The 22865-nt window shown below is 71.2% G+C and carries 21 protein-coding genes; 4 read left to right on the top strand and 17 right to left on the bottom strand.

What is annotated here, in order from left to right:
• Nucleotides 1-16: 16 nt before the first annotated feature.
• From ACIGXX_RS27560 to ACIGXX_RS27510, 11 genes are all read right to left on the bottom strand, one after another.
• Nucleotides 17-2110 (bottom strand): phosphocholine-specific phospholipase C, encoded by a 2094-nt coding sequence (locus ACIGXX_RS27560; RefSeq protein WP_383823107.1) that lies wholly within the window; start codon nucleotides 2108-2110, stop codon nucleotides 17-19.
• Between the two features lie 166 nt (nucleotides 2111-2276).
• Complete coding sequence (locus ACIGXX_RS27555) at nucleotides 2277-3584, bottom strand: SLC13 family permease (protein WP_399979605.1); 1308 nt, start codon at nucleotides 3582-3584, stop codon at nucleotides 2277-2279.
• 211 nt (nucleotides 3585-3795) lie between these two features.
• Nucleotides 3796-5307, bottom strand: a complete 1512-nt coding sequence (gene gatB / locus ACIGXX_RS27550) for an Asp-tRNA(Asn)/Glu-tRNA(Gln) amidotransferase subunit GatB (RefSeq protein WP_351165198.1) — start codon at nucleotides 5305-5307, stop codon at nucleotides 3796-3798.
• A 16-nt stretch (nucleotides 5308-5323) separates the two neighbouring features.
• Complete coding sequence (locus tag ACIGXX_RS27545; RefSeq protein ID WP_351165679.1) at nucleotides 5324-5557, bottom strand: hypothetical protein; 234 nt, start codon at nucleotides 5555-5557, stop codon at nucleotides 5324-5326.
• 5 nt (nucleotides 5558-5562) lie between these two features.
• Nucleotides 5563-7068, bottom strand: coding sequence for an Asp-tRNA(Asn)/Glu-tRNA(Gln) amidotransferase subunit GatA (gene gatA, locus ACIGXX_RS27540; protein ID WP_351165195.1), 1506 nt, complete (start codon nucleotides 7066-7068; stop codon nucleotides 5563-5565).
• A 6-nt stretch (nucleotides 7069-7074) separates the two neighbouring features.
• Complete coding sequence (gatC, locus tag ACIGXX_RS27535) at nucleotides 7075-7371, bottom strand: Asp-tRNA(Asn)/Glu-tRNA(Gln) amidotransferase subunit GatC (RefSeq protein ID WP_016642027.1); 297 nt, start codon at nucleotides 7369-7371, stop codon at nucleotides 7075-7077.
• A 140-nt stretch (nucleotides 7372-7511) separates the two neighbouring features.
• Nucleotides 7512-9629, bottom strand: a complete 2118-nt coding sequence (locus ACIGXX_RS27530; protein WP_399979933.1) for a putative bifunctional diguanylate cyclase/phosphodiesterase — start codon at nucleotides 9627-9629, stop codon at nucleotides 7512-7514.
• Nucleotides 9630-10168: 539 nt separating this feature from the next.
• Nucleotides 10169-12352, bottom strand: a complete 2184-nt coding sequence (gene ligA, locus ACIGXX_RS27525) for an NAD-dependent DNA ligase LigA (RefSeq protein ID WP_399979601.1) — start codon at nucleotides 12350-12352, stop codon at nucleotides 10169-10171.
• Between the two features lie 30 nt (nucleotides 12353-12382).
• Entirely contained in the window at nucleotides 12383-13381 is a 999-nt protein-coding gene (locus ACIGXX_RS27520) for a methionine synthase (protein WP_351165188.1), read from the bottom strand.
• Nucleotides 13378-14067, bottom strand: a complete 690-nt coding sequence (locus ACIGXX_RS27515) for an SDR family oxidoreductase (RefSeq protein ID WP_351165187.1) — start codon at nucleotides 14065-14067, stop codon at nucleotides 13378-13380. Before ACIGXX_RS27515 ends, ACIGXX_RS27520 begins: the two co-directional genes overlap by 4 nt.
• Before the next feature lie 44 nt (nucleotides 14068-14111).
• Nucleotides 14112-14657 (bottom strand): TIGR00730 family Rossman fold protein, encoded by a 546-nt coding sequence (locus ACIGXX_RS27510; RefSeq protein ID WP_399979597.1) that lies wholly within the window; start codon nucleotides 14655-14657, stop codon nucleotides 14112-14114.
• 62 nt (nucleotides 14658-14719) lie between these two features.
• Here ACIGXX_RS27510 and ACIGXX_RS27505 point away from each other — a divergent pair, with 62 nt between their 5' ends.
• Nucleotides 14720-15058: a DUF427 domain-containing protein gene (locus tag ACIGXX_RS27505; protein WP_351165185.1), complete on the top strand. Its 339-nt coding sequence runs from the start codon at nucleotides 14720-14722 to the stop codon at nucleotides 15056-15058.
• Here the strand turns inward: ACIGXX_RS27505 and mnmA are convergent.
• A complete protein-coding gene (gene mnmA, locus ACIGXX_RS27500; protein WP_361465485.1) occupies nucleotides 15055-16191 on the bottom strand; it encodes a tRNA 2-thiouridine(34) synthase MnmA in 1137 nt (378 codons plus the stop codon). The two genes, ACIGXX_RS27505 and mnmA, sit on opposite strands and share 4 nt — an antisense overlap.
• 61 nt (nucleotides 16192-16252) lie before the next feature.
• Here mnmA and ACIGXX_RS27495 point away from each other — a divergent pair, with 61 nt between their 5' ends.
• Nucleotides 16253-16930, top strand: a complete 678-nt coding sequence (locus tag ACIGXX_RS27495; RefSeq protein WP_351165181.1) for an N-acetylmuramoyl-L-alanine amidase — start codon at nucleotides 16253-16255, stop codon at nucleotides 16928-16930.
• Nucleotides 16931-16948: 18 nt separating this feature from the next.
• Here ACIGXX_RS27495 and ACIGXX_RS27490 read toward each other — a convergent pair whose 3' ends face one another.
• The 4 genes from ACIGXX_RS27490 to ACIGXX_RS27475 all read right to left on the bottom strand — a co-directional run bounded on the left by ACIGXX_RS27490 (nucleotide 16949) and on the right by ACIGXX_RS27475 (nucleotide 20192).
• Complete coding sequence (locus ACIGXX_RS27490) at nucleotides 16949-18238, bottom strand: cytochrome P450 (RefSeq protein ID WP_399979592.1); 1290 nt, start codon at nucleotides 18236-18238, stop codon at nucleotides 16949-16951.
• Between the two features lie 201 nt (nucleotides 18239-18439).
• Nucleotides 18440-19603 (bottom strand): cysteine desulfurase family protein, encoded by a 1164-nt coding sequence (locus ACIGXX_RS27485; protein WP_361465489.1) that lies wholly within the window; start codon nucleotides 19601-19603, stop codon nucleotides 18440-18442.
• A 48-nt stretch (nucleotides 19604-19651) separates the two neighbouring features.
• Nucleotides 19652-19990, bottom strand: a complete 339-nt coding sequence (locus ACIGXX_RS27480) for a hypothetical protein (protein ID WP_361465492.1) — start codon at nucleotides 19988-19990, stop codon at nucleotides 19652-19654.
• 46 nt (nucleotides 19991-20036) lie between these two features.
• On the bottom strand, nucleotides 20037-20192 hold the full coding sequence (locus ACIGXX_RS27475) for a hypothetical protein (protein ID WP_351165176.1): 156 nt from the start codon (nucleotides 20190-20192) through the stop codon (nucleotides 20037-20039).
• Nucleotides 20193-20309: 117 nt separating this feature from the next.
• Between ACIGXX_RS27475 and ACIGXX_RS27470 the strand changes: the two genes are divergently transcribed.
• Nucleotides 20310-20942, top strand: coding sequence for a TetR family transcriptional regulator (locus ACIGXX_RS27470; protein WP_351165174.1), 633 nt, complete (start codon nucleotides 20310-20312; stop codon nucleotides 20940-20942).
• A 130-nt stretch (nucleotides 20943-21072) separates the two neighbouring features.
• On the top strand, nucleotides 21073-21915 hold the full coding sequence (locus ACIGXX_RS27465) for an alpha/beta hydrolase (RefSeq protein WP_351165173.1): 843 nt from the start codon (nucleotides 21073-21075) through the stop codon (nucleotides 21913-21915).
• Here ACIGXX_RS27465 and ACIGXX_RS27460 read toward each other — a convergent pair.
• The gene (locus ACIGXX_RS27460) at nucleotides 21875-22864 is read right to left on the bottom strand and encodes a helix-turn-helix transcriptional regulator (RefSeq protein ID WP_399979585.1); all 990 of its coding nucleotides are present in this window, start codon (nucleotides 22862-22864) and stop codon (nucleotides 21875-21877) included. The genes ACIGXX_RS27465 and ACIGXX_RS27460 overlap by 41 nt on opposite strands.
• Nucleotide 22865 lies beyond the last annotated feature (1 nt).

Raw genomic sequence — 22865 nt, 5'->3', positions numbered from 1 at the left:
CCTGAGAACTGGGGCTTCAGCCCGACACGCTCGCGCGTCCGTTCTCTATGTGCCCCATCAGACGGCGCCGGAAAGCAGGCTCGCCCGCCGCTGTCGCCTGAATGTCGTACCAGCCGTGCTCGTCGTCCGTGTGCCAGGCGATCGTGCGGCTGCTGCCCGCCTTGACGCGGACGATCCGCGTCCGCGACCTGATGTCCGCCTTGTCCACGTATCCCAGGGGCTTGACCGTGAAGATCAGCTCCTTGCGGCCCCGGTTGGCGAGGGTGACGTGGAGCTCGCGGCGGGTGATCGCGGAGGCGAGCTGCGCGCCGCCGTCCTTGCGGCCCGCGAACTCGCGCCGGAAGCCGTTCGGCCCGGTGATCGTGAAGGCGTACGCGTCCCCCTTCACGGGCACGGTCCAGGAGCCCGTGCGCACGACGTCCTGGTGCTGCGGGGTCGCGAACTCGCCGGCGTACGGATAGAGCGCGAAGTGCGCGCTGGAGCTGCCGCCGTTGCGCAGCCGCACCGAGAGAGCACCGCTCTCGCCCGGCTTCGCGTACGCGTCGGGCTGGTAGGGCAGCGGGCGGGCGCGGCGGGTGCCGGGCTCCTGGACCGGCATGGACTGCTTCAGGGGCGGCTGCGGGGACCAGCGGCCGCTGAACGCGGGGATGGCGCCGGGCTGATCGACCTCGGGCTGCCGGTGGCCGCGCTTGAAGTCGAAGGCGCCGGTGAGGTCACCGGTGACCTTGCGGCGCCAGGCGCTGATGTTGGGTTCCTTGACGCCGGTCCACTTCTCCAGGAAGCGCACGACCGAGGTGTGGTCGAAGACTTCGGAGGTGACGTAGCCGCCGACGGTCCAGGGCGAGACGACGAGCATGGGGACGCGCGCCCCGAGGCCGGTGGGCTTGCCGTCCCAGCGCTCCTCCTTCGCCTCGGCGCTGTCGCCGCCGGGCACGGGCGGCGGGACGTGGTCGAAGAAGCCGTCGTTCTCGTCGTAGTTGATGAAGACGGCGGTGCGGCGCCATACCTCGGGGTGCGAGGCGAGGGCGTCCAGGACCTTGTAGACGATGGTGGCGCTGTGGATGGGCGAGGAGACGCTGGGGTGCTCGGAGTCCAGGGCGGAGGGCACCAGATAGCTGACCTTCGCCAGCTTGCCGCCCGCGACGTCCTTGGCGAACTCCTCGGCGAGCTTGCCGGTGGGCACGCGCCGGAGCCCGCGCTCGAAGAGCGACTTCTCCCTCTTGGTGAGGGTGGCGACGCCCTCCTCCAGGGTGGCGAGCAGCTTCGCGCGCTCGGCCTCGTCCTTGGCGTCGCGCACCTTGGCGTAGAAGGCCTCCATGAAGGTCAGGCCGGTCTTGGCCAGGACCTTGCGTGCGATGGCCTTGAAGGTGGTGAAGAACTCGATCTGGTTGTCGGTGAAGTTCTCCCACTCCGTGTACGTCTGCCAGCTCACGCCCGCCTTCTCCAGGCGCTCGGCGTACGTCCCCCAGTCGTATCCGGGGTGCCTGCCCTCGTCGTACGCGTCGTTCTCGACGGCCCGCTTGCCGCTCGCCTCGAAGCCGGTCTTGCCGCTCCACAGGTGGTTGCGGTTGGGGCTCGTGGAGGTGTGGATGGACGAGTGGTAGGCGTCGCAGACGGTGAAGGTGTCGGCGAGTTCGTAGTGCAGCGGGATGTCGTCGCGCGTGTAGTACGCCATGGTCGCGGCCGTCTTGGCGGTGATCCAGCCGTCCATCCAGCCGTCGTGCCAGGCCTTGGCGCCGCCGCTCCAGGAGTGGTCGAGGGCGCCGATGTACTGAAGGTCCTTCTTCTGCGCCGCCGCGGCCTCGCGGACCGGGAAGGGCAGGACGGTGGTCAGCACGCCCGGCTGCTCGAACACGGACTTGCCGCTCGGGAGCCGGATGGCGTTGCGGTCGCCGAAGCCGCGTACGCCGCGCAGGGCGCCGAAGTAGTGGTCGAAGGACCTGTTCTCCTGCATCAGGATGACGACGTGCTCGATCGAGTCGAGCCCGCCGCTGCCGGGTTTGCGCCGGTCGTCCGCCAGTGCCTGCTGCAGTGACGGCGGCAGGAAGGATCCGACGGCGGCGGCGCCGAGTGCGCCACCGCCGACTGCCATGAGCCGCCTGCGCGATATCTCCGGGGACACGTACGACCTCCAGTCGACGGCCAATGGTTCTCCGCTGATCCATTGGTCTGCTCCGCCGGGACGCTAGTGAAGTCGGGTATCCCTGTGAAGACTTGAGGACGAAGTCGGCGTGAACGGATGGGCCTGGAGTGAAAAGCGGGGCCTGTGTGCCGATTCAGGAGCCGATCAGGAGCCCCGCCCAGAGCGCCACCGTGGACGCCGCGAGCGTCGCCGGCACGGTCAGCACGCCGAGCACGGTGAACGTCCGCAGGTCGGCGTCCGTGCCGTGGTCGTGCAGGATGCGGCGCCACAGCAGGGTCGCGAGGGAGCCGACGTACGTCAGGTTCGGGCCGATGTTGACGCCGATCAGCGCGGCGAGGACGGGGCCGGGGCCCGCGGGGGCGACGGCGGGAAGGAGGGCGAGGATCGCGGGCAGGTTGTTGATCAGGTTGGCGAGCACGGCGGCCACGGCCGCCACGGCGAGCAGCGCGGGCAGTGAGGCGCCGTCCGGCAGGAGCCACTCGATCCCGGAGCCCAGGCCGTTGTCGACGACCGCCTTGACGACGACGCCGAGCGCGAGCACGAACAGGCAGAACAACGGGCCCGCGGCGTGGACGATCCGCCTGGCGGTCGTACGTTTGCGCAGCAGCGCACGGCCGGCGAGCACCACAGCCCCCGCGAGGGCGGCCCACAGGGGTTCGAGGCCCACGAGCGAGGTCGCCACGAACCCGACGAGCGTCAGCCCGAGGACGACCAGGGTGAACACCGGCACCGGCGTCGGCTCGGTCTCCTTGGGCTCCAGGGCGCCCGCGTCCAGATCGGCGGCGAAGTACCGCCGGAAGGCGACGTACTCGATGCCGATGGCGACCAGCCACGGCAACGCCATGAGCAGCGCGAACCGCGTGAAGGTCAGCCCGCTGGCGGTGAGGGCAAGCAGGTTGGTGAGGTTGGAGACGGGCAGCAGGAGCGACGCCGAGTTGGCCAGGTGGGCGGTGGCGTAGACGTGCGGCCGGGGCCTGGCCCCGACGCGGGCGGCGGTGGCGAAGACGACCGGTGTGAGCAGCACGACCGTGGCGTCGAGACTCAGCACGGCGGTGATCAGGGCGGCGACGCCGAAGACCCCGCCGAGCAGCGCCTTGGTCCGCCCGCCGCAGAGCCGGGCGACGAGATCCCCGGCGGCGGCGAAGAGCCCGTCGTCCGCGCAGAGTTGAGCCAGCACGAGCACGGCGGCGAGGAACCCCACGACCGGCAGCAGGCTCTGCACCTCGTCGAGCGCGTGCTGCGGCGACACGGCCCCGAGCCCCACGACGATCCCGGCGGCGGGCAGCGCGGCGGCGGCCTCGGGCCACTGCCGGGGCCGTACGACGGCGAACGCGAGCACGGCGAGCAGCAGGCCCACGGAGAGGATCTCGGCGGTGACGGTGTTCAGGGGGATGCTCCGTGGCCCGGGTGGGGCGGTGGTTCGGCGGGACGGACGTCCCACAGCGTAAGCCGCGCGGCCACGCGACATCGCGGCGGGAACGGCGCGGCTCGGCCCGGCCGGACAGCGCCCCGCCCACCCACTCGGCCGCTCCGGGGCAATCGGGTGGGCGGGCGGGAAAAATCCGCCGCGCAGGGGCGGTTCAGGCGGCGCACGCGCAGGGCGGCGCCCCGCGAAAGGTGCGCCGCCCTGGATGCCGTACGAGCCGGAGAGGCTAGCCCTCCACGCCCAGCTTCTCCAGGATCAGTTCCTTGACGCGGGCCGCGTCGGCCTGACCCCGGGTCGCCTTCATGACCGCGCCGACCAGCGCACCGGCCGCCGCGACCTTGCCGCTGCGGATCTTGTCGGCGATGGCGGGGTTGCCCGCGATCGCCTCGTCCACGGCGGTCGTCAGCGCGCCCTCGTCCGAGACGACCTTCAGGCCGCGCTTCTCGACGACCTCGTCCGGCGTGCCCTCGCCCGCGAGGACACCCTCGAAGACCTGGCGCGCCAGCTTGTCGTTCAGGTCGCCCTTGGCGACGAGCTCGGCGACCCGGGCGACCTGCACCGGGGTGACCGGGAGCTCGTCGAGGGCCTTGCCCGTCTCGTTGGCGTTGCGGGCCAGTTCGCCCATCCACCACTTGCGCGCGGCGGCCGCGTCGGCGCCCGCCTCGATGGTGGCGACGATCGGGTCGACCGCGCCCGCGTTCAGCATCGACTGCATGTCGTGCTCCGAGACGCCCCACTCCTCGCGGAGGCGGTTGCGGCGCACGCGCGGCATCTCGGGGAGACCGGCACGCAGTTCCTCGACCCAGGTGCGGGCCGGGGCGACGGGGACGAGGTCGGGCTCCGGGAAGTACCGGTAGTCCTCGGCGTTGTCCTTGATGCGGCCCGACGTCGTGGAGCCGTCCTCCTCGTGGAAGTGACGGGTCTCCTGGATGATCGTGCCGCCGCCGTTCAGGACGGCCGCGTGGCGCTGGATCTCGAAGCGCGCCGCACGCTCCACGGAACGGAGCGAGTTGACGTTCTTCGTCTCCGAGCGCGTACCGAACTCCTCGCGCCCGTGCGGGCGCAGGGAGAGGTTCACGTCGCAGCGCATCTGGCCCTTGTCCATCCGGGCCTCGGACACGTCCAGCGCCTTGATGACCTCGCGCAGCTCGGCGACGTACGCCTTGGCGACCTCGGGGGCCCGCTCGCCCGCGCCCTCGATCGGCTTGGTGACGATCTCGATGAGCGGGATGCCCGCGCGGTTGTAGTCAAGGAGCGAGTGCGAAGCGCCGTGGATACGGCCCGTCGCGCCACCGACGTGCGTGGACTTGCCGGTGTCCTCCTCCATGTGGGCGCGCTCGATCTCCACGCGGAAGACCTCGCCGTCCTCCAGCTGGACGTCCAGATAGCCGTTGAAGGCGATCGGCTCGTCGTACTGAGAGGTCTGGAAGTTCTTCGGCATGTCCGGATAGAAGTAGTTCTTCCGGGCGAAGCGGCACCACTCGGCGATCTCGCAGTTCAGCGCGAGACCGATCTTGATGGCGGACTCGACGCCGATCTCGTTGACCACCGGCAGGGCGCCGGGCAGTCCGAGACAGGTCGGGCAGGTCTGGCTGTTGGCGTCCTGCTTGAGCTCGGTGGAGCAGCCGCAGAACATCTTCGTCTTGGTGCCCAGCTCGACATGGACCTCCAGGCCCATGACGGGGTCGTACGTCGCGAGGGCTTCCTCGTACGACACCAGGTCAGTCGTGACAGTCACGGTGAAACTTTCCCTCTCAACCCAGCAGGACGTCGTCGTCGCCGAGCTTCTTCAGCTCACGAAGGAGCAGAGCGAGGCCGGTGGCGATGGCGGCGGCGGAGACAGCGGCGTCCACGAGCCGGAGCGTGTCGTTGTCCTTGCGGGCCATTCGGGCCTGCTTGACGACGGCGACGGCGCTGAACGCGGTGGTGGCGATCGACAGGTACGCGCCGGGCTTGGACTTCTTGAAGCCCTTGGCCTTGGCAGTCATGGGACTCACAGTGACGGTGCCTCCTCAAGCAGCGGGTGCCCCCACCTTTCCACGAAGGCGGCCTCGACGGCAGCGCCCACCTTGTAAAGGCGGTCGTCCTTCATGGCGGGGGCGATGATCTGCAGTCCGACGGGCAGGCCGTCCTCCGGCGCGAGGCCGCAGGGCAGCGACATGGCGGCGTTGCCCGCCATGTTCGACGGGATGGTGCACACGTCCGCGAGGTACATCGCCATCGGGTCGTCGGCGCGCTCGCCGATCGGGAAGGCGGTGGTGGGCGTCGCGGGCGAGACGATCACGTCGACCTGCTCGAAGGCCTTCTCGAAGTCCTTCGTGATCAGGGTGCGGACCTTCTGGGCGCTTCCGTAGTACGCGTCGTAGTAGCCGGAGCTCAGGGCGTACGTGCCCAGGATGACGCGGCGCTTGACCTCGTCGCCGAAGCCCGCCTCGCGGGTCAGGGCGGTGACGTCCTCGGCGGACTTCGTGCCGTCGTCGCCGACGCGCAGGCCGTAACGCATGGCGTCGAAGCGCGCGAGGTTCGACGAGCACTCGGAGGGCGCGATCAGGTAGTACGCGGAGAGCGCCAGGTCGAAGGACGGGCAGTCCAGCTCGACGATCTCGGCGCCGAGCTCCTTGAGCAGGGCGACCGACTCCTGGAAGCGCTGGACGACACCGGCCTGGTAGCCCTCGCCCGCGAACTGCTTGACGACACCGACGCGCATGCCCTGTACGGAGCCGTTGCGCGCGGCCTCGACGACCGGCGGGACCGGGGCGTCGATGGACGTCGAGTCGAGCTCGTCGTGCCCGGCGATGACCTCGTGCAGGAGCGCCGCGTCCAGGACCGTGCGGGCACAGGGGCCGCCCTGGTCGAGGGAGGACGAGAACGCGACCATGCCGTAGCGCGAGACGCCGCCGTAGGTGGGCTTGACGCCGACCGTGCCGGTGACGGCCGCGGGCTGGCGGATGGAGCCGCCGGTGTCCGTGCCGATGGCGAGCGGTGCCTCGTACGAGGCGAGGGCGGCGCTGGAGCCGCCGCCGGAGCCGCCGGGGATGCGGGTGAGGTCCCACGGGTTGCCGGTGGGGCCGTACGCGCTGTTCTCGGTGGAGGACCCCATGGCGAACTCGTCCATGTTGGTCTTGCCGAGGATGACGACGTCGGCTTCCTTCAGCTTGCGCGTGACGGTCGCGTCGTACGGCGGGATCCAGCCCTCGAGGATCTTGGAGCCGACCGTGGTCGGGATGCCCTCGGTGGTGAAGATGTCCTTGAGCGCGAGCGGCACGCCGGCCAGCGGGCCGAGCTTCTCGCCCTTCTCCCGCTTGGCGTCGACGGCGCGGGCCTGCGCGATGGCGCCCTCGCGGTCGACGTGCAGGAAGGCGTGCACCTTCTCGTCGACGGCCTCGATGCGGGCGAGGTGGGCCTCGGTGACCTCGACGGCCGTGAGCTCGCCGGAGGCGACCTTCGCGGCGATGTCGGCGGCGGTGAGCCTGATGATGTCGATCTTGCTGTCCGTCATGGTGGGTTAGTCCTCCCCCAGGATCTGCGGCACCTTGAAACGCTGCTGCTCTTGGGCCGGGGCTCCGGAGAGCGCCTGCTCGGGGGTGAGCGACGGACGGACCTCGTCCGCGCGCATGACGTTCGTCAGCGGCAGCGGGTGGGAGGTCGGCGGTACGTCTTGGTCGGCGACCTCGGAGACGCGGGCGACCGCGCCGATGATGTCGTCGAGCTGTCCGGCGAAGTGGTCGAGCTCTTCGTCCTTCAGCTCAAGACGTGCTAGGCGGGCGAGGTGGGCGACCTCCTCGCGCGTAATGCCAGGCATGCGGCGATCCTCTGGGGGTGAGTGTGTGGTTTGTGGCCCAATCCTATGGGGCCGCGCCCCGTGCACGTGAAACGGATTCCCTCGGCGGGGGTCCTGGCGCTCCCCCGCGGCGCCGGACACCGCCTCTTCCCACCCGGCGGTTACTTCACGATGTCGGCGCCGGCCTCGGCCTCCGCGGCGGCCGCCGCCTCCTCGGCGGCGACGTCCACGGGCCTGCGCCACCCGCGTGAGCCCCGGGCCCGCAGCCAGGCGGTCGTCTCGTCCGGCGGCATCGCCGCGGCCACGAGCCACCCCTGCACCGCGTCGCACCCCAGATCGCGCAACCGCTCCCACGTCTCGTCGTCCTCGACGCCCTCGGCGACGACAAGCAGCCCCAGGGAGTGCGCGAGGTCGACCGTGCAGCGGACGATCTCCGCGTCCTCGTTGTCGATGGCGAGCCGCGCCACGAACGACCGGTCGATCTTCAGTTCGCTCACCGGCAGCCGCCGCAGATGCACCAGGGAGGAGTACCCCGTGCCGAAGTCGTCGAGCGACATCTTGACGCCGTGGCCGGTCAGACCCGCCAGGGTGTCCGCCGCCCGCTGCGGATCCTCCAGCAGGACGTGCTCCGTTATTTCCAACTGCAGCGCCCCCGCCGGTACGCCGTGCCGGGCCAGGCGGGCCGCGACCGCTCCGGCGAAGCCGGGCGTGTGGACGTCGCGCGGCGACACGTTCACCGCGACGGGGACCTTGAGTCCCATCGCCTGCCACTTCGCCACCTGGCACAGGGCCGTCTCCAGGACGTACTCCGTCAGGTGCGGCATGAGACCGGACGACTCGGCGATGGCGATGAACTCGTCCGGCGGCACCTTGCCGCGCTCGGGATGCACCCACCGCACCAGCGCCTCCAGGCCCGCGACACGGCCGTCGAACTGGACCTTCGGCTGGTAGTGGAGCTCGACGTCACCCGCGTCGAGCGCCCGGCGCAGATCTCCCAGCAGGCCGAGCCGGTCGGGGGTGTTGGAGTCGCGCTTGGACTCGTACACCTCGACGCCCGTGCGGTCCCGCTTGGCCTGGTACATCGCGACGTCCGCGCGCCGCAGCAGGCCCTCGGCGTCCATCGCGTGGTCGGGGAAGACGGCGAGCCCGGCGCTGGCCTCCAGGACCAGCGTCAGGCCGTCGAGGTCGAGGGGTGAGCCGAGGGCGGCGACCAGCGACCGTGCCACGCGGGTGGCCGACGTGGTGGAGTCGGCGATCGGCAGCAGGACGGCGAACTCGTCACCGCCCAGCCGTGCGGCCTCCGCACCGCGCGGCAGGGCAAGACGCAGCCGGTCGGCGATCTGCAGGAGCAGCCGGTCGCCCGCGAGATGGCCGAGGGTGTCGTTGACCGAACGGAAACGGTCCATGTCGATCAGCATCAGGGCGGACCGCGCCCCGATCCGCTCGGCGTCGTCCAGGGCCGTCCAGGTCCGCTCCAGGAGCCACTGCCGGTTGGGCAGGCCGGTGAGCGGGTCGCGCAGCTGCTCCTCGGCCCTGGCCCGCGCGATCCACAGCGTCGAGTCGAGCGCGACCAGGGGAATCGCGAAGAGCGGAAGCAGTATGGGCGTCGAGGCCGCGACCACGCAGATCAGCGGCGCGATGCCGAGCAGCGCGACGCCGACGAGGCCCTGTCTGACCAGGGCCGTGCGGGTGACCGTGGGCAGGGCGCCGGTGCGCGGCGCGTGGACGTACCAGAGCAGGACGCGGGTGACGACGAGGTAGGCGATGGCGGCGAGGGCCACCTCGGGGGCCGAGTACAGGTCCCAGGTCTCGGGCAGCCAGGGCGACTCCACCGAGGGCGCCGTGCCGAACGCGGCCATGGCCAGGGCGCCCGTGCCGATGCCGAGGATGTCGACCGCGCCGTGCAGGATGCCCTGGCGCCAGCGGTGGCGGCGCGCGACGCCGACCAGGACGACGACGGTGAGGCTGACCATGCCGGCGGGCACCCAGCCGTACAGCAGGAGGACGGCGACGGTGAGCGCGCCGCCCGAGCCGGTGCCGCCCCACCAGCGGTCGCGGCCGAGCGCGACGAGGTGGCCGACGATGAGGCCGGTGAGGACGGCGAGGGACCAGCCGACCGTGCCGGAGGGGAACAGCGTGCCGCGTCCGGTGAAGGCGTGGAAGAAGCCCGTGCCGAGCACCACGGCGGCGATCGCCACGACGGCAACCGGAAGCACCGGCCAGGGGTCGCGCTCGCCGGACGCGTCGTCCGGGCCGTGCGCCTCGGCGCCGCGCCACAGCGGCCTGCGCCGCCCCTCGGCTCCGGTCTGGGTGGCGAGGGGCCCGGTGTTGCTGGCGGCCGCGGCCTCGCCCACGCCGAGCTCCTGCGTGCCGTAACCGCCGACGGTGCTCCATGCGCGCTCGCGTCGCTCAACTGCGGTGCTCGGGACGGCGGGGAGCCTGCTCTGGGCTTCGCGCACGTCCCGGGCCGCCCGTGCCGCTCTGCGTCCGCTGAGCCACGCGCCCGGTCCGCGCCGCAGGCGCGCGCGCAGCCGGGAGTCCGGTGCGGCGCTCTCGGTCGGTTCCATTCCCGTCCCTCTCACAGCCGGCGGTGCCCACGCCACGCGGACTCGCTCCAGAAGTCAGCCGCGTCTGAAACCCCTTCCCCGTGCTCCCGATGAGCAGGGGATACCCCCCAATCGCAGCGGGGCACGGCAGGCGCACACCTCAACAGTAGGCCGCAGAAGGCTTCTACGGGCAGCGGTCCACAACGGTTGCCCGAATGCGACCCGGCCACCCGTATGCATCTGGTATGCGCTGAACGGGTGGCCTTCAACCGCTACTCCTCGGTCGGAAGCGCGAATTCCATCGCCGCGTCCGGTCCCCGTTCCAGCAGGACGGCGAAGCCTTCCTCATTGAGAACCGGAACCTTCAGCTGCATCGCCTTGTCGTACTTCGAGCCGGGATTGTCGCCCACGACCACGAAGGCTGTCTTCTTGGAAACGGAACCGGTCACCTTTGCTCCCCGGCTCTGCAGCGCATCTTTTGCGCCATCCCGGGTGTGCTTCTCCAGTGTTCCGGTCACGACGACCGTGAGGCCTTCGAGCGGCCGCGGCCCCTCGTCCTCTCCCCCGCCCTCTTCCTCCATGCGGACCCCGGCCGCGCGCCACTTGCGCAGGATCTCCCGGTGCCACTCCTCCTCGAACCACTGCTTGAGGGAGGCGGCGATGATCGGGCCCACGCCCTCGACGGCGGCCAGCTCCGCCTCCGTGGCCTGCTCGATCCGCTCGACGGAGCGGAATTCGCGGGCGAGCGCCTCGGCGGCGACCGGGCCGACATGGCGGATGGACAGGCCCGTGATGACCCGTGCGAGCGGGCGCTCCTTGGCCGCCGCGATGTTCTCCAGCATCGAGACGGCGTTCTTCCTGGCCTCGCCCTGCTGGTTGGCGAAGACCGTGGCGATCTTCTCCTCGCCCGTCTTGGGGTCCCGCTTGGGCAGACCGCTGTCCTGATCCAGTACGTAGGCCTTGATGGGCAGGAGCCGCTCGATGGTGAGGTCGAAGATGTCGCCCTCGTCCAGGATCGGCGGCTCGGACGGCTCCAGGGGCTTGGTGAGAGCGGCCGCCGCGACATACCCGAAGTTCTCGATGTCCAGGCTCTTGCGGCCCGCGAGATAGAAGAGACGCTCGCGCAACTGGGCAGGGCAGGACCGGGCGTTGGGGCACCGGAGGTCGATGTCGGCCTCCTTCATCGGCCGCAGCGCCGTCCCGCACTCGGGGCACTCGGCGGGCATCACGAACTCCCGCTCGGTGCCGTCGCGCAGGTCGACGACGGGGCCGAGGATCTCCGGGATGACATCGCCCGCCTTGCGCAGGACGACCGTGTCCCCGATGAAGACGCCCTTCTTCTTCACCACGTCCTGGTTGTGCAGGGTGGCGAACTCGACCTCGGAGCCCGCGACGGTGACGGGCTCCACCTGGGCGTACGGCGTGACGCGGCCGGTGCGGCCGACGCCCACGCGGATGTTGACCAGCTTGGTGTTGACCTCCTCGGGGGCGTACTTCCAGGCGATCGCCCAGCGGGGGGCGCGCGAGGTCGAGCCGAGGCGGCCCTGGAGCGGGATCTCGTCCAGCTTCACCACGACGCCGTCGATCTCGTGCTCCACGGAGTGGCGGTTCTCCCCGAAGTACGTGATGAACTCCCGGACGCCGTCCAGCCCTTGGACCACCTTGTTGTGCTGGGCGGTGGGCAGGCCCCAGGCGTGCAGGAGGTCATAGGCGTGGCTGAGGCAGTCGATGTCGAAGCCCTCGCGGGCGCCGATGCCGTGCACCACCATGTGCAGCGGGCGCGTCGCGGTGACGCGCGGGTCCTTCTGGCGCAGTGAACCCGCCGCCGCGTTGCGCGGGTTGGCGAAGGGCTTGTCTCCGGCCTCCACCAGGCGGGCGTTCAGCTCCTCGAACTTCTCCATGGGGAAGAAGACCTCGCCGCGGATCTCGACCAGGGCGGGGATCTTGTCGCCCTTGAGGCGGTCCGGGATGTCCGAGATCGTGCGGACGTTCGGCGTGATGTCCTCGCCGGTGCGGCCGTCGCCCCGAGTGGCCGCGCGTGTGAGCTTGCCGTCCTCGTACGTGAGGTTCACGGCGAGGCCGTCGATCTTCAGCTCGCACAGGAAGTGGTGGTCGCCGGTGCCGACCTCCTTGGCGACGCGGTCGGCCCAGGCGGCGAGCTCCTCGTCGTCGAAGGCGTTGTCCAGGGAGAGCATGCGCTCGCGGTGCTGGACCGAGGTGAACTCGGTCTCGTACGCCCCGGAGACCTTCTGGGTGGGCGAGTCGGGCGTGCGCAGCTCCGAGTACTGCTCCTCCAGGGCCTCGAGCGAGCGAAGGAGCTTGTCGAACTCGGCGTCGCTGACGACCGGCTGGTCGTTCACGTAGTACCGGAAGCGGTGCTCCTCGATCTGTTCGGCCAGCTGGGCGTGCTGATCCCGTGCCTCGGCGGGCACAGAGCCTTGCTGTTCGACAGCCACCGTTTCGTCCTCCCGTTACGTCATACCCAATTACTCAGGGTTGTCCGCGAGTGATCTCGCCGCCCGGGCGCAGTGGGCGAGCGCCGCGCGCGCGTACGCGGGGGAAGCCCCCGCGAGCCCGCACGACGGAGTGACCACGACCGACTCCGCGAGAGAACCCGGATTCAGCCCCAGCCTGCGCCACAGCGTCCTGACACCCATGACGCTACCGGCAGGGTCTGACAATGGGCCGTCCACGCCCGGCACGACACCGAGGAAGAGCTTCGTGCCGCCCTCGACGGCCTCCCCGATCTCGTCGTCGTCACGCTCGGTGAGCAGCGAGAAGTCGAACGAGATCGCGTCGGCGCCCGCGCGGCGCAGCAGCGCGAACGGCACGTCGGGCGCGCAGGAGTGCACCACGGCCGGGCCGTCGCCGTGGACGCCGATGACCTCGCGCAGGGTGCTCTCCACCAGCTGCCGGTCCACGGCGCGGTGGGTGCGGTACTCGCTCGCCGTCTTGACGTGTCCGCGCAGCACGGCCATGAGAGAGGGCTCGTCGAGCTGGAGCACGATCTGCGCCCCGGGGATGCGGCGGCGTACGTCCGCGAGGTGGGCGCGCAGGCCCTCGGCGAGCGATCCGGCCAGGTCCCGGCAGGCGCCGGGGTCGGACAGGGCGGCCTGCCCGTTCTTGAGCTCCAGGGCGGCCGCGAGGGTCCACGGGCCGACGGCCTGCACCTTGACCGGCCCTTCGTACCCCTGGGTGAACTCCTCCAGGGCGTCGAGGTCTTCGCCGAGCCACGCCTTCGCGCGGCGGGTGTCCCGCCCGGGCCGGTCGCCGATCCGCCAGCCGCTGGGCTCCACGCGCGCGTAGAGCTCGACCAGCATCCCGGCGGTCCGGCCGATCATGTCGGCGCCGGGCCCCCGCGCGGGCATCTCGGCCAGGTACGGGAACTCCTCCAGGCTGCCGGATACGGTCTTCGCGGTCTCGCGGGCGTCGCCGCCCGGCATCGACCCGATGCCGGTGGCCGGGCCCCAACTGAATGCGTTCACTGTCCGGGCCGCACCGTCAGGTCGTTGACCTCCGCGTCACGCGGCAGGTCGATGGCCATCAGGATCGTCGTGGCGACGGACTCCGGGTCGATGAAGCGGGAGGGGACGTAGTCCTTGCCCTCCTGCTGGTGGACCTTGGCCTGCATGGCGCTCGCCGTGCGGCCCGGGTAGACGGAAGTGACGCGGACGCCGTTCGCGTGCTCCTCGCCGCGCAGGGAGTCCGCGAGGGCCTTGAGGCCGTGCTTGGAGGCGGCGTAGGCGGACCAGGCGGGGCTCGCGCTCAGACCGGCGCCGGAGTTCACGAAGACCACGTGGCCCCGGGTGGCGCGCAGTTGGGGCAGGAAGTGGCGGGTCAGCTCGGCGGGGGCGATGAGGTTGACGTTGAGCTGGTGGCGCCAGGACTTGGGGGTGAGGTCGCCGACCTTGCCCAGGTCGACGACGCCCGCGATGTGGAGCAGGGAGTCCACCCGGTCGGGCAGCGACTGGTGGCCGAACGCCCAGGAGAGCTTGTCCGGGTCGGAGAGGTCGCCCACGAGCGTTTCCGAGCCGGGGAATTGCTTCGCGAGTTCCTTGGCCCGGCCCGCGTCCCGCGCGTGCAGGACGAGGGCGTCGCCGCGTGCGTGGAGACGGCGGGCCACGGCCGCGCCGATGCCGGAGCCGGCGCCGGTGATCACATGTGTTGCCATGCGTCCATCGTCGCACCCCGGCAGGCGCAGGTCAGCGCGGCAGGTCAGTGCATGCCCACGGACTCTTCGAGGTAGGCGAGCGCGCCGACCGCCTCCTCGGCGAAGAAGACGAGCCCGGTCAGCGGCACCGGCAGGAAACCCTCGTCCTCCATGCGCTGGAACTGCTCCTTCAGGCCGTCGTAGAAGCCCGCCGAGTTGAGCAGGACCACGGGCTTGGTGTGCTTGCCGTGCTTCTTCAGTTCGAGGATCTCGGTGGCCTCGTCCAGCGTGCCCGTACCGCCGACCATGATCACGACGGCGTCGGCCTTCTCCAGGAGCAGCGCCTTGCGCTCGGCGAGGTCGCGCGCGATCACCATCTCGTCGGGCGCGGAGACAGTCCGGGCCTTGGCCGCGAGGAAGTCGACGGAAACCCCCACGAGACGCCCGCCCGCCTCCTGCACACCGTCGGCGACGACCTTCATCAGACCGCTCTCCGAACCACCCCACACCAGGGTGTGACCGCCCTTGCCGAGCAGTTCGGCGAACTCGCGCGCGGGGCGGGTGTAGCGCTCGGGAAGGTCGGCGGCGGAAAGGAAGACACAAATGTTCATGGCTTCACCGTACGATCCGGCACAGACTGGGTGGGACACGGCCGTTCACCGAAGGAGACGCTGTGACCGCAGGACACGAGATCACCGTCGAGCAGGGCACCGACCACGTACGCGTGGTGCGCGAGGGCCAGGTCGTCGCCGAGAGCCACCGCCCGCTGCTGCTGCACGAGACGGGCTTGCCGGTGCGCTACTACCTCCCTCCGGAGGATGTGCGCACCGACCTCCTGACCCCCTCGGACACCACCACGTACTGCCCGTTCAAGGGAACGGCGTCGTACTGGTCGCTGCCCGGCGCCGAGAACGGCAAGGACGCGGTCTGGGGCTATCCCGAGCCGAAGGAGGCGGTGGCGCAGATCAAGGACCACTTCTGCTTCTACGAAGTGGAGACCCCAGGGGCCTAGGCCGCCGCCGTGGCCCTCTGCGTCGTCGCGATCGTCGCCGAGCCGACCACGCGCGTGCCGTCGTAGAGCACGATCGCCTGGCCGGGGGCCACGCCGCGTACGGGCTCGTCGAAGGAGACCCGCAGCTCAGAGCCGTCGACCAGCTCCGCGCGCACCTGCGTCTCGCCGCCGTGCGCCCGCAGCTGCGCGGTGTACGTGCCGGGGCCGGAGGGGGCCGCGCCGCACCAGCGGGGCTTGATGGCCGTCAGGGCGGTGACGTCCAGGGCGGCCACCGGGCCGACCGTCACGGTGTTGTTCACCGGGGAGATGTCCAGGACGTAGCGCGGCTTGCCGTCGGGGGCCGGGGTGCCGATCCGCAGGCCCTTGCGCTGGCCGATGGTGTAGCCGAACGCGCCCTCGTGGGTGCCCAGCTTGTTCCCGTCGGCGTCGACGATGTCGCCCTCCGCCTTGCCGAGGCGGTCCGCGAGGAAGCCCTGGGTGTCGCCGTCGGCGATGAAGCAGATGTCGTGGCTGTCGGGCTTCTTGGCGACGGCCAGGCCGCGCTCCTCGGCCTCCGCGCGGATCTCCTCCTTGGTGGTGAGCGTGTCACCGAGGGGGAACATCGCGTGGGCGAGCTGGCGGTCGTCCAGGACCCCCAGGACGTAGCTCTGGTCCTTGGCCATGTCCGATGCGCGGTGCAGCTCGCGCGTGCCGTCCTCGTTCACGACGACCGTGGCGTAGTGGCCGGTGACGACCGCGTCGAAGCCCAGCGCGAGCGCCTTGTCCAGGAGCGCGGCGAACTTGATCTTCTCGTTGCAGCGCAGGCACGGGTTGGGGGTGCGCCCCGCCTCGTACTCCGCGATGAAGTCCTCGACCACGTCCTCGCGGAAACGCTCGGCCAGGTCCCAGACGTAGAACGGGATGCCGATCACGTCCGCCGCCCGCCGTGCGTCGCGGGAGTCCTCGATGGTGCAGCAGCCTCGCGCGCCGGTGCGGAACGACTGCGGGTTCGCCGAGAGCGCGAGGTGCACTCCGGTCACGTCGTGCCCGGCTTCGGCGGCGCGCGCGGCGGCGACGGCGGAGTCCACGCCGCCCGACATGGCGGCGAGTACGCGAAGGGGGCGGGGGCGCTGCGGGGTCCGGTTCTCAGTCATAGCTCTAACAGGGTACGGGCCCGCGGGAACCAGTCGCCCGTGAGTAAGCGTTGACGATCACATGGGGGAAGAACAGGACACGACGGCGGAGCAGCAGCGGGGGCGCCGCGGCGTCAACCGCAGGACGCTGCTGATCGGCGGTGCGGCGGCGGCCGTCGGCACGGCCGTGCTGGCCTCGGACGAGCTGGGCCGCCTGTGGTGGCGCCTTCCCGGCGTCGTCAAGAAGCGCAAGGAGGGCGAGGTCGACGCCCGGGGCGCGCAGTGGATAGCGGCTTCCGACTACAACTGGCGCCGGGCCGACCGCCCGGACGACTACGGAATCGACATGGTCGTCATCCACGTGGTGCAGGGCGGGTACGCGACGGCGCTGAGGGTGTTCAAGGACCCGGCGCACGGCGCCGCGGCCCATTACGTGGTGCGCAAGGACGGGCACGTCGCCCAGATGATCCGCGAGCTGGACGTGGCGTTCCACGCGGGGAACAAGAGCTACAACGAGCGGAGCATCGGCATCGAGCACGAGGGCTTCGTCGACAAGAAGTCCTCGTTCACCGACGCCATGTACGCGTCGTCGGCGCGCCTCACCGCCGGCATCTGCAAGCGGTACGACATCCCGGTGGACCGCGAGCACATCATCGGGCACGTGGAGGTGCCGGGCACGGACCACACGGACCCCGGTCCGCACTGGGACTGGGACCGGTACATAGGGCTGGTGAAGAAGGCCCGGACCGCCCTCGGGTGACCCCGCCGCAGCCGGCGACTAGCGCAGGTGCACCGGCAGCGACTCCACCCCGTACACGATCGACAGCTTGCGGAACGCGAGCTCCTCGGGGGCGACCGCGAGCCGCATCTGGGGGAAGCGCTTCACCAGGGCCGGGTAGGCGGCGCGCAGCTCCATGCGGGCCAGTTCGGCGCCTATGCAGCGGTGGATGCCGTAGCCGAAGGCGAGGTGGCCCGAGGCCTTGCGGTGCGGGTCGAAGCCGCCGCCGTCGGGGGTGTACTTGGCGTCGCGGTTGCCGCCGCTGAGGGAGCAGAGGACCAGGTCGCCCTTGGGGATGAGCACCCCGGCTATCTCGATGTCCTCGCGGGCGAACCGCGGGAAGGCCACCTGGACGACGGTGAGGTAGCGCAGCGCCTCCTCGACGAAGGGCGCGGTGGCCGCCTCCTCCTCGCGCAGCCGCGCAGCCGTCCGCGGGTCCTGGAGGAGGAGCAGGGAGCCGAGGGCCACCATGCTCGCGGTCGTCTCGAAGCCGCCGGTGAGGATGCCGTCGGCGAGACCGGCGAGCTCCTCGTCGCCGACCGTGTCGCCGTGCTCCTTCACGATCATGCCGAGCAGTCCGTCGCCCGGGTTCTCGCGCTGCTTCTTGACGACGTCCCGGAAGTAGGAGAGCGAGGCGGACATGGCGCCGAAGGGAGCGGTCGCTCCGCCGAAGAGGTCGAAGCGCTCCATGGCCAGCTGCTGGAAGTCGTTGCGGTCCTCGTAGGGCACGCCGAGCAGTTCGCAGATCGTCAGCGAGGGGATCGGCAGGGCGAAGGCCTGGACGAGGTCGACGGGCCCTTCGGCGGCCTCCATCGCGTCGAGCCGCTCCTCGACGATGGCCTCGATCCGGGGCGTGAGGCGGCGCAGCCTGCGCATCGTGAACTCGGGCGTGAGGATGCGGCGCAGATGCGTGTGGACCGGGGGGTCGCTGAAGCCGAGGCCGCCGGGGTTCTGCTCCTCGACCACGCCGGCGTTGCCCGCGAGGTTGGTGAAGTCGTTGCTGAAGCCTCCGGTCGCGCCGAGCACGGCCTTCACCTCGTCGTAGCCGGTGACCACCCAGGCGTCCATGCCGAACGGCAGCGGCACCCTGGAGATCGGCTGCTCCGCCTGGTGCTCGGTGAGCCGGGCCACCGGGTCGAGCCCGTCGCGGCGCATCGGCGCGAGCAGGGGCTCGGGCAGCCGCGAGATCGCGGAGACGCTGATCCCGTTCTTCTGGATCTTGGAGAGGTATATGCGCCCGAGCCGCGCGGCGATGCGAGAGCGGAGGTTCGCCTTCAATGTGAACTCCATGAGGGGGTTGTCGTGCGGCCCCGAACGCGCGGAGCGGACTCGCGAGCGGCAAGCATAGATCGGCGGGCTGTGGGCCTCGAATCCCGCTCCGGCGCCTGTCCGCCCGATAGCGGCCGAAACCGGCATCAACTCCGGGCGTCAGCAACTGAGTCGAGCGTCACCCTGGTCACTTGTCGGCACAAACCGGGACCAAGCGGAGAGTCAGCTCAGCCCCGCCGTCCGCGCTCGTTCCACCGCCGGGCCGATCGCCTGGGCCACCGCCGCCACGTCCGCCGCCGTCGAGGTGTGCCCGAGCGAGAAGCGCAGGGTGCCGCGGGCCAGGTCGGGGTCGGTCCCGGTGGCGAGCAGCACGTGGCTCGGCTGGGCCACGCCCGCCGTGCAGGCCGAGCCGGTGGAGCACTCGATGCCCTGGGCGTCGAGCAGCAGCAGAAGGGAGTCCCCCTCGCAGCCGGGGAAGGTGAAGTGCGCGTTCGCGGGCAGCCGGCCGGCCGGGTCTCCCCCCAGGATCGCGCCGGGGACCGCCTCGCGCACGGCGGAGACCAGATCGTCCCGCAGCGCGCCGATCTCGCGGGCGAACCACTCGCGCTGCCCGGCGGCGTGCCGCCCCGCCACGGCGAAGGCGGCGATCGCGGGCACGTCGAGCGTCCCGGAGCGCACATGACGCTCCTGCCCGCCGCCGTGCAGGACGGGCACGGGGCTGTACTCGCGGCCCAGGAGCAGCGCCCCGATGCCGTACGGACCGCCGATCTTGTGCCCGGAGACGGTCATCGCGGCGAGCCCGGAGGCGCCGAAGTCGACGGGCAGCTGGCCGAAGGCCTGCACCGCGTCGGCGTGCAGCGGGATGTCGAACTCCGCGGCCACGTCGGCGAGTTCGCGGATCGGCATGATGGTGCCGATCTCGTTGTTGGCCCACATGACGGTGGCGAGGGCGACGTCGTCGGGGTCGCGCTCGATCGCCTCGCGCAGCACCTCGGGGTGCACGCGGCCGTACGCGTCGACGGGGAGGTACTCGACGGTGGCGCCTTCGTGCTCGCCGAGCCAGTGCACGGCGTCGAGGACGGCGTGGTGTTCGACGGGGCTGGCGAGGACCCGGGTTCTCGCGGGGTCGGCGTCGCGCCGCGCCCAGTACAGGCCCTTCACGGCGAGGTTGTCGGCCTCCGTGCCGCCCGCGGTGAAGACGGTCTCGCTGGGGCGCGCGCCGAGCGACTCGGCGAGCGTCTCGCGGGCCTCCTCGACGGTGCGTCGCGCCCGGCGCCCCGCGGCGTGCAGTGAGGAGGCGTTGCCGGTGACGGCGAGCTGGGCGGTCATCGCCGCGATCGCCTCCGGGAGCATCGGAGTGGTCGCTGCGTGGTCGAGGTAGGCCATGGTGGGCTCGATTCTACGAGCCCCGGCGGCCCCCGCGTCCAAGCGGTGTCAGCCCGCGAGACCCCAGGACACGGTGTTGTCCATGGACATCAGTGCGGCGAGGACGACGAGGTCGGCCACACCGAGCCCGAGCCCGAGGAACGCGCGGCCCTTTCGGCTGGTCCCGCGCAGCAGCGCGATGCTCGCGAGGACGATCGCGATCGGGCCGAGGAAGAGGTTCAGGACGAGCAGCCCGACCAGGCCGAGGACGAACGAGGCGACGGCCATGCCGTCGGTGTCGCGCCGGCCGGTGGGGACGAGGGCGGGGCCGGAAGAGGCGGTCGAGGAGGTGGAGTCCTTCGACTCGGACCGGGCCTCGGGCTTGTGGGCGATGGTCGTGAGGTCCATGGTGCGACTCCTTTCGGGTGCCGTACGGATCAGCGCTGGTCGGAGCTCAGGAGTGACGGCGGCCGTGCCGCTCGCGGACCGTGAACACCACGAGCCAGACGCCGATGACGGCGGCGGCGACGAGGGAGACGGAGACCGGCGCGTGGGCCACGGTGCCCATCGCGACGCCGAGCAGCAGGAGGGCGGCGACGAGGAACAGCATGAGACACCTCTCGTGTGAGGGTTTCGGTGAACGCTTGTGGTAACAACTGTTCACTGACATAGAGAGTACCGCCTCTCCGGCTTTTCAATCTCGGAGAACAGTTGTTAACTGCATGGCATGAGTCACACTCTCGGCGTCCGGCAGGCCCAGAAGCAGAAGACCCGGCAGGCGCTCCTCGACGCGGCGCTCCAGCTGCTCGAGGAGCAGAGCCTGAGCAGCCTGGGCCTGCGCGAGGTCACCCGCGCCGTGGGCGTGGCCCCCACCGCCTTCTACCGGCACTTTCGCGACATGGCCGACCTGGGCGTGGCCCTGGTCGAGGAGGCGCTGAGCAGCCTGCACACCACACTCGTCTCGCTCCTCGCGGCGACCGACGACGGAGACGACGGCGAGGAACGCATCGCGGCCGCGGTCGAGCTGATCGTCGCGTACGTGCGCACGCACCCCGCCCACGTCCGCTTCATCGCCCGCGAGCAGCACGGCGGCGTGCAGGCCGTGCGGTCCGCGATAGGCGATCAACTCACCCTGTTCGCGCAGGAGGTGAAGGGCCAGTTCGCCCGCGAGCCCGAGTCCGCGGGCTGGGACGAGGACGATCTCCTGATGCTGGCCAGGATGTACGTCGACCACATGGTGATGACCGCGTCCGCACTCCTGGAGGCGGCACCCGGCACCGAGGAACAGGTGGCGGCCAGCGCGCGACGGCAGCTGCGCCTGGTGTCGCTCGGGCGGCGCCACTGGCTGGACGAGCGGTGAGCCGGAACCGGACGAGCGGTGAGCGGAAACCGGTCGGCGGCCAGGAAGCAGGGCTCGCGGACCCCGCCGCGACGACTCTCCCGTAACGCGATCCTCGACTCTCCCGTAAGGAGCTACTAGCCTTACGGTCATGACGACCGATCGCGGCTGGACCCTCGACCAGACCTTCGCAGGACCGACCGGAACAGTCCGCTGGGCCGCCCTGGGCCCCGAGGACGCGCCGCCCGTCGTCCTGGTCCACGGCACCCCCTTCTCCTCGTACGTCTGGCGGGGCGTGGCCCGCGCGCTCTCCCACGAACACCGCGTGTACGCATGGGACCTGCCCGGCTACGGAACGTCGGAGATGCGCTCCGGCCAGGACGTGACCCTGGCCGCGCAAGCCCGTGTCCTCACCGAGCTCATCGCGCACTGGGGCCTGGACGAACCCGCCGTCGTGGCACACGACTTCGGCGGCTGCGTCGCCCTGCGCGCCCACCTCCTGCACGGCGCCCGCTACGAACGCCTCGCCGTCGTCGACCCCGTGGCCCTCGCCCCCTGGGGCTCCCCCGCCTACCGGCTGCTCGGCGCGCACGCCGACGTCTTCACCCAGCTGCCGCCCGCCCTGCACGAGGCGCTGGTGCGCGAGTACGTCGCCTCGGCGAGCCACCGCGGTCTGCACCCGGCGGTGCTCGACCGCCTGGTCGAACCCTGGTGCACCGAGGAGGGCAAGGGCGCGTTCTACCGGCAGATCGAGCAGAACGACCAGCGGTTCACCGACGAGATCCAGGGCCGGTACGGCGAGTTGGCGCTGCCCGTCCTCATCTGCTGGGGCACGGACGACACCTGGATCCCGGTGGAGCGCGGCCACGAGCTCGCCGGGCTGATCCCGGGCGCCGAGCTGCGGCTGATCGAGGGCGCGGGACATCTCGTACAGGAGGACGCGCCCGCTCAGCTCACCGGTGAGCTGAGCCGCTTCCTGCGTACAGGCCGGTGACCGCGGCGGCGGCGTACGCCAGTTCGGCGCGCACCTCGGGCGGCGAGAGCACCTCCACACTGGCGGCGAACGGAAGCAGCGTGCGGGCGTCGCCGACGTCCCCGAACCCCAGCCGGACCGTGATCCACTCGCTCTCCCCGTCGTCCTCGGGACGCTCGGCGAGGAAGTGGCCCTTGAGGCGCAGGAACTGGGCGAACCGGTCGCGCGCGACCCGCGCCGTCACCTCGACGCCGACCGGACGGTCCTCGACCTGACGCTTCAGCACGCCCCAGATGTCGGCGAGTTCGACCCCGGCCCTCCGCCGCACGGGCTGGTCCGTGAGGGTCGCCCCCTGCACCCGGTCGGCGCGGAAGAGCCGCGGGGCGCCACGCCGGTCGGCGACCAGGTACCAGACGCCCGCCTTGGAGACGAGGCCGTAAGGGTCGACGGTGTAGGCGCTCGGCTCCGCGTCGCCGCTGTGCCGGTAGCGCAGCCGCAGCCGCCGGTCGGAGAAGACGGCGTCCTGCAGCACGTCGAGGTCGACGGTGACCGCATCCGATCCGCGGGGCCCCGGCATCCAGCGCGCCGAGTCGACGAGGATGCGCCGGCTCGTCAACTCGGCCACGGGCCGGTGCGGTTCGGGCAGGGCCGCCATGACCTTGCGCAGCGCGGAGCCCAGCGCCGCGTCGAGCCCGAGCGCGGCGTGCGCGCCCTGCGCGGCCAGGATGAACAGGGCCCGCGACTCGTCCGCGGTGAGCCCCGTGACGTCCGTACGGAACCCGGGAAGCAGCGCGATGCCCCCGTGCCGCCCCCGCTCCGCGTACACCGGGACGCCGGAGGTGGAGAGCGCCTCGATGTCGCGGTAGATGGTGCGTACGGAGACTTCGAGGCGCTCGGCGAGTTCATGGGCGGGGACCTGCCCGCGGGTCTGGAGCAGCAGCAGGATCGAGAGCAGCCGGTCGGATTTCACG

This window comes from Streptomyces sp. NPDC055243 (assembly GCF_044544025.1).
In the GTDB taxonomy this organism is placed as follows: Bacteria; Actinomycetota; Actinomycetes; order Streptomycetales; family Streptomycetaceae; genus Streptomyces.
The sequence above is the reverse complement of the archived record's forward strand: the minus strand, read 5'-3'. Positions and strand labels throughout refer to the sequence as shown.

Coding starts and splice junctions, on each gene's coding strand:
- ACIGXX_RS27545 (WP_351165679.1), bottom strand. CDS start 5,557: ATGACTGCCAAGGCCAAGGGCTTCAAGAAGTCCAAGCCCGGCGCGTAC.
- gatA (WP_351165195.1), bottom strand. CDS start 7,068: ATGACGGACAGCAAGATCGACATCATCAGGCTCACCGCCGCCGACATC.
- gatC (WP_016642027.1), bottom strand. CDS start 7,371: ATGCCTGGCATTACGCGCGAGGAGGTCGCCCACCTCGCCCGCCTAGCA.
- ACIGXX_RS27515 (WP_351165187.1), bottom strand. CDS start 14,067: ATGGCAACACATGTGATCACCGGCGCCGGCTCCGGCATCGGCGCGGCC.
- ACIGXX_RS27510 (WP_399979597.1), bottom strand. CDS start 14,657: ATGAACATTTGTGTCTTCCTTTCCGCCGCCGACCTTCCCGAGCGCTAC.
- mnmA (WP_361465485.1), bottom strand. CDS start 16,191: ATGACTGAGAACCGGACCCCGCAGCGCCCCCGCCCCCTTCGCGTACTC.
- ACIGXX_RS27495 (WP_351165181.1), top strand. CDS start 16,253: ATGGGGGAAGAACAGGACACGACGGCGGAGCAGCAGCGGGGGCGCCGC.
- ACIGXX_RS27490 (WP_399979592.1), bottom strand. CDS start 18,238: ATGGAGTTCACATTGAAGGCGAACCTCCGCTCTCGCATCGCCGCGCGG.
- ACIGXX_RS27485 (WP_361465489.1), bottom strand. CDS start 19,603: ATGGCCTACCTCGACCACGCAGCGACCACTCCGATGCTCCCGGAGGCG.
- ACIGXX_RS27480 (WP_361465492.1), bottom strand. CDS start 19,990: ATGGACCTCACGACCATCGCCCACAAGCCCGAGGCCCGGTCCGAGTCG.
- ACIGXX_RS27475 (WP_351165176.1), bottom strand. CDS start 20,192: ATGCTGTTCCTCGTCGCCGCCCTCCTGCTGCTCGGCGTCGCGATGGGC.
- ACIGXX_RS27470 (WP_351165174.1), top strand. CDS start 20,310: ATGAGTCACACTCTCGGCGTCCGGCAGGCCCAGAAGCAGAAGACCCGG.
- ACIGXX_RS27465 (WP_351165173.1), top strand. CDS start 21,073: ATGACGACCGATCGCGGCTGGACCCTCGACCAGACCTTCGCAGGACCG.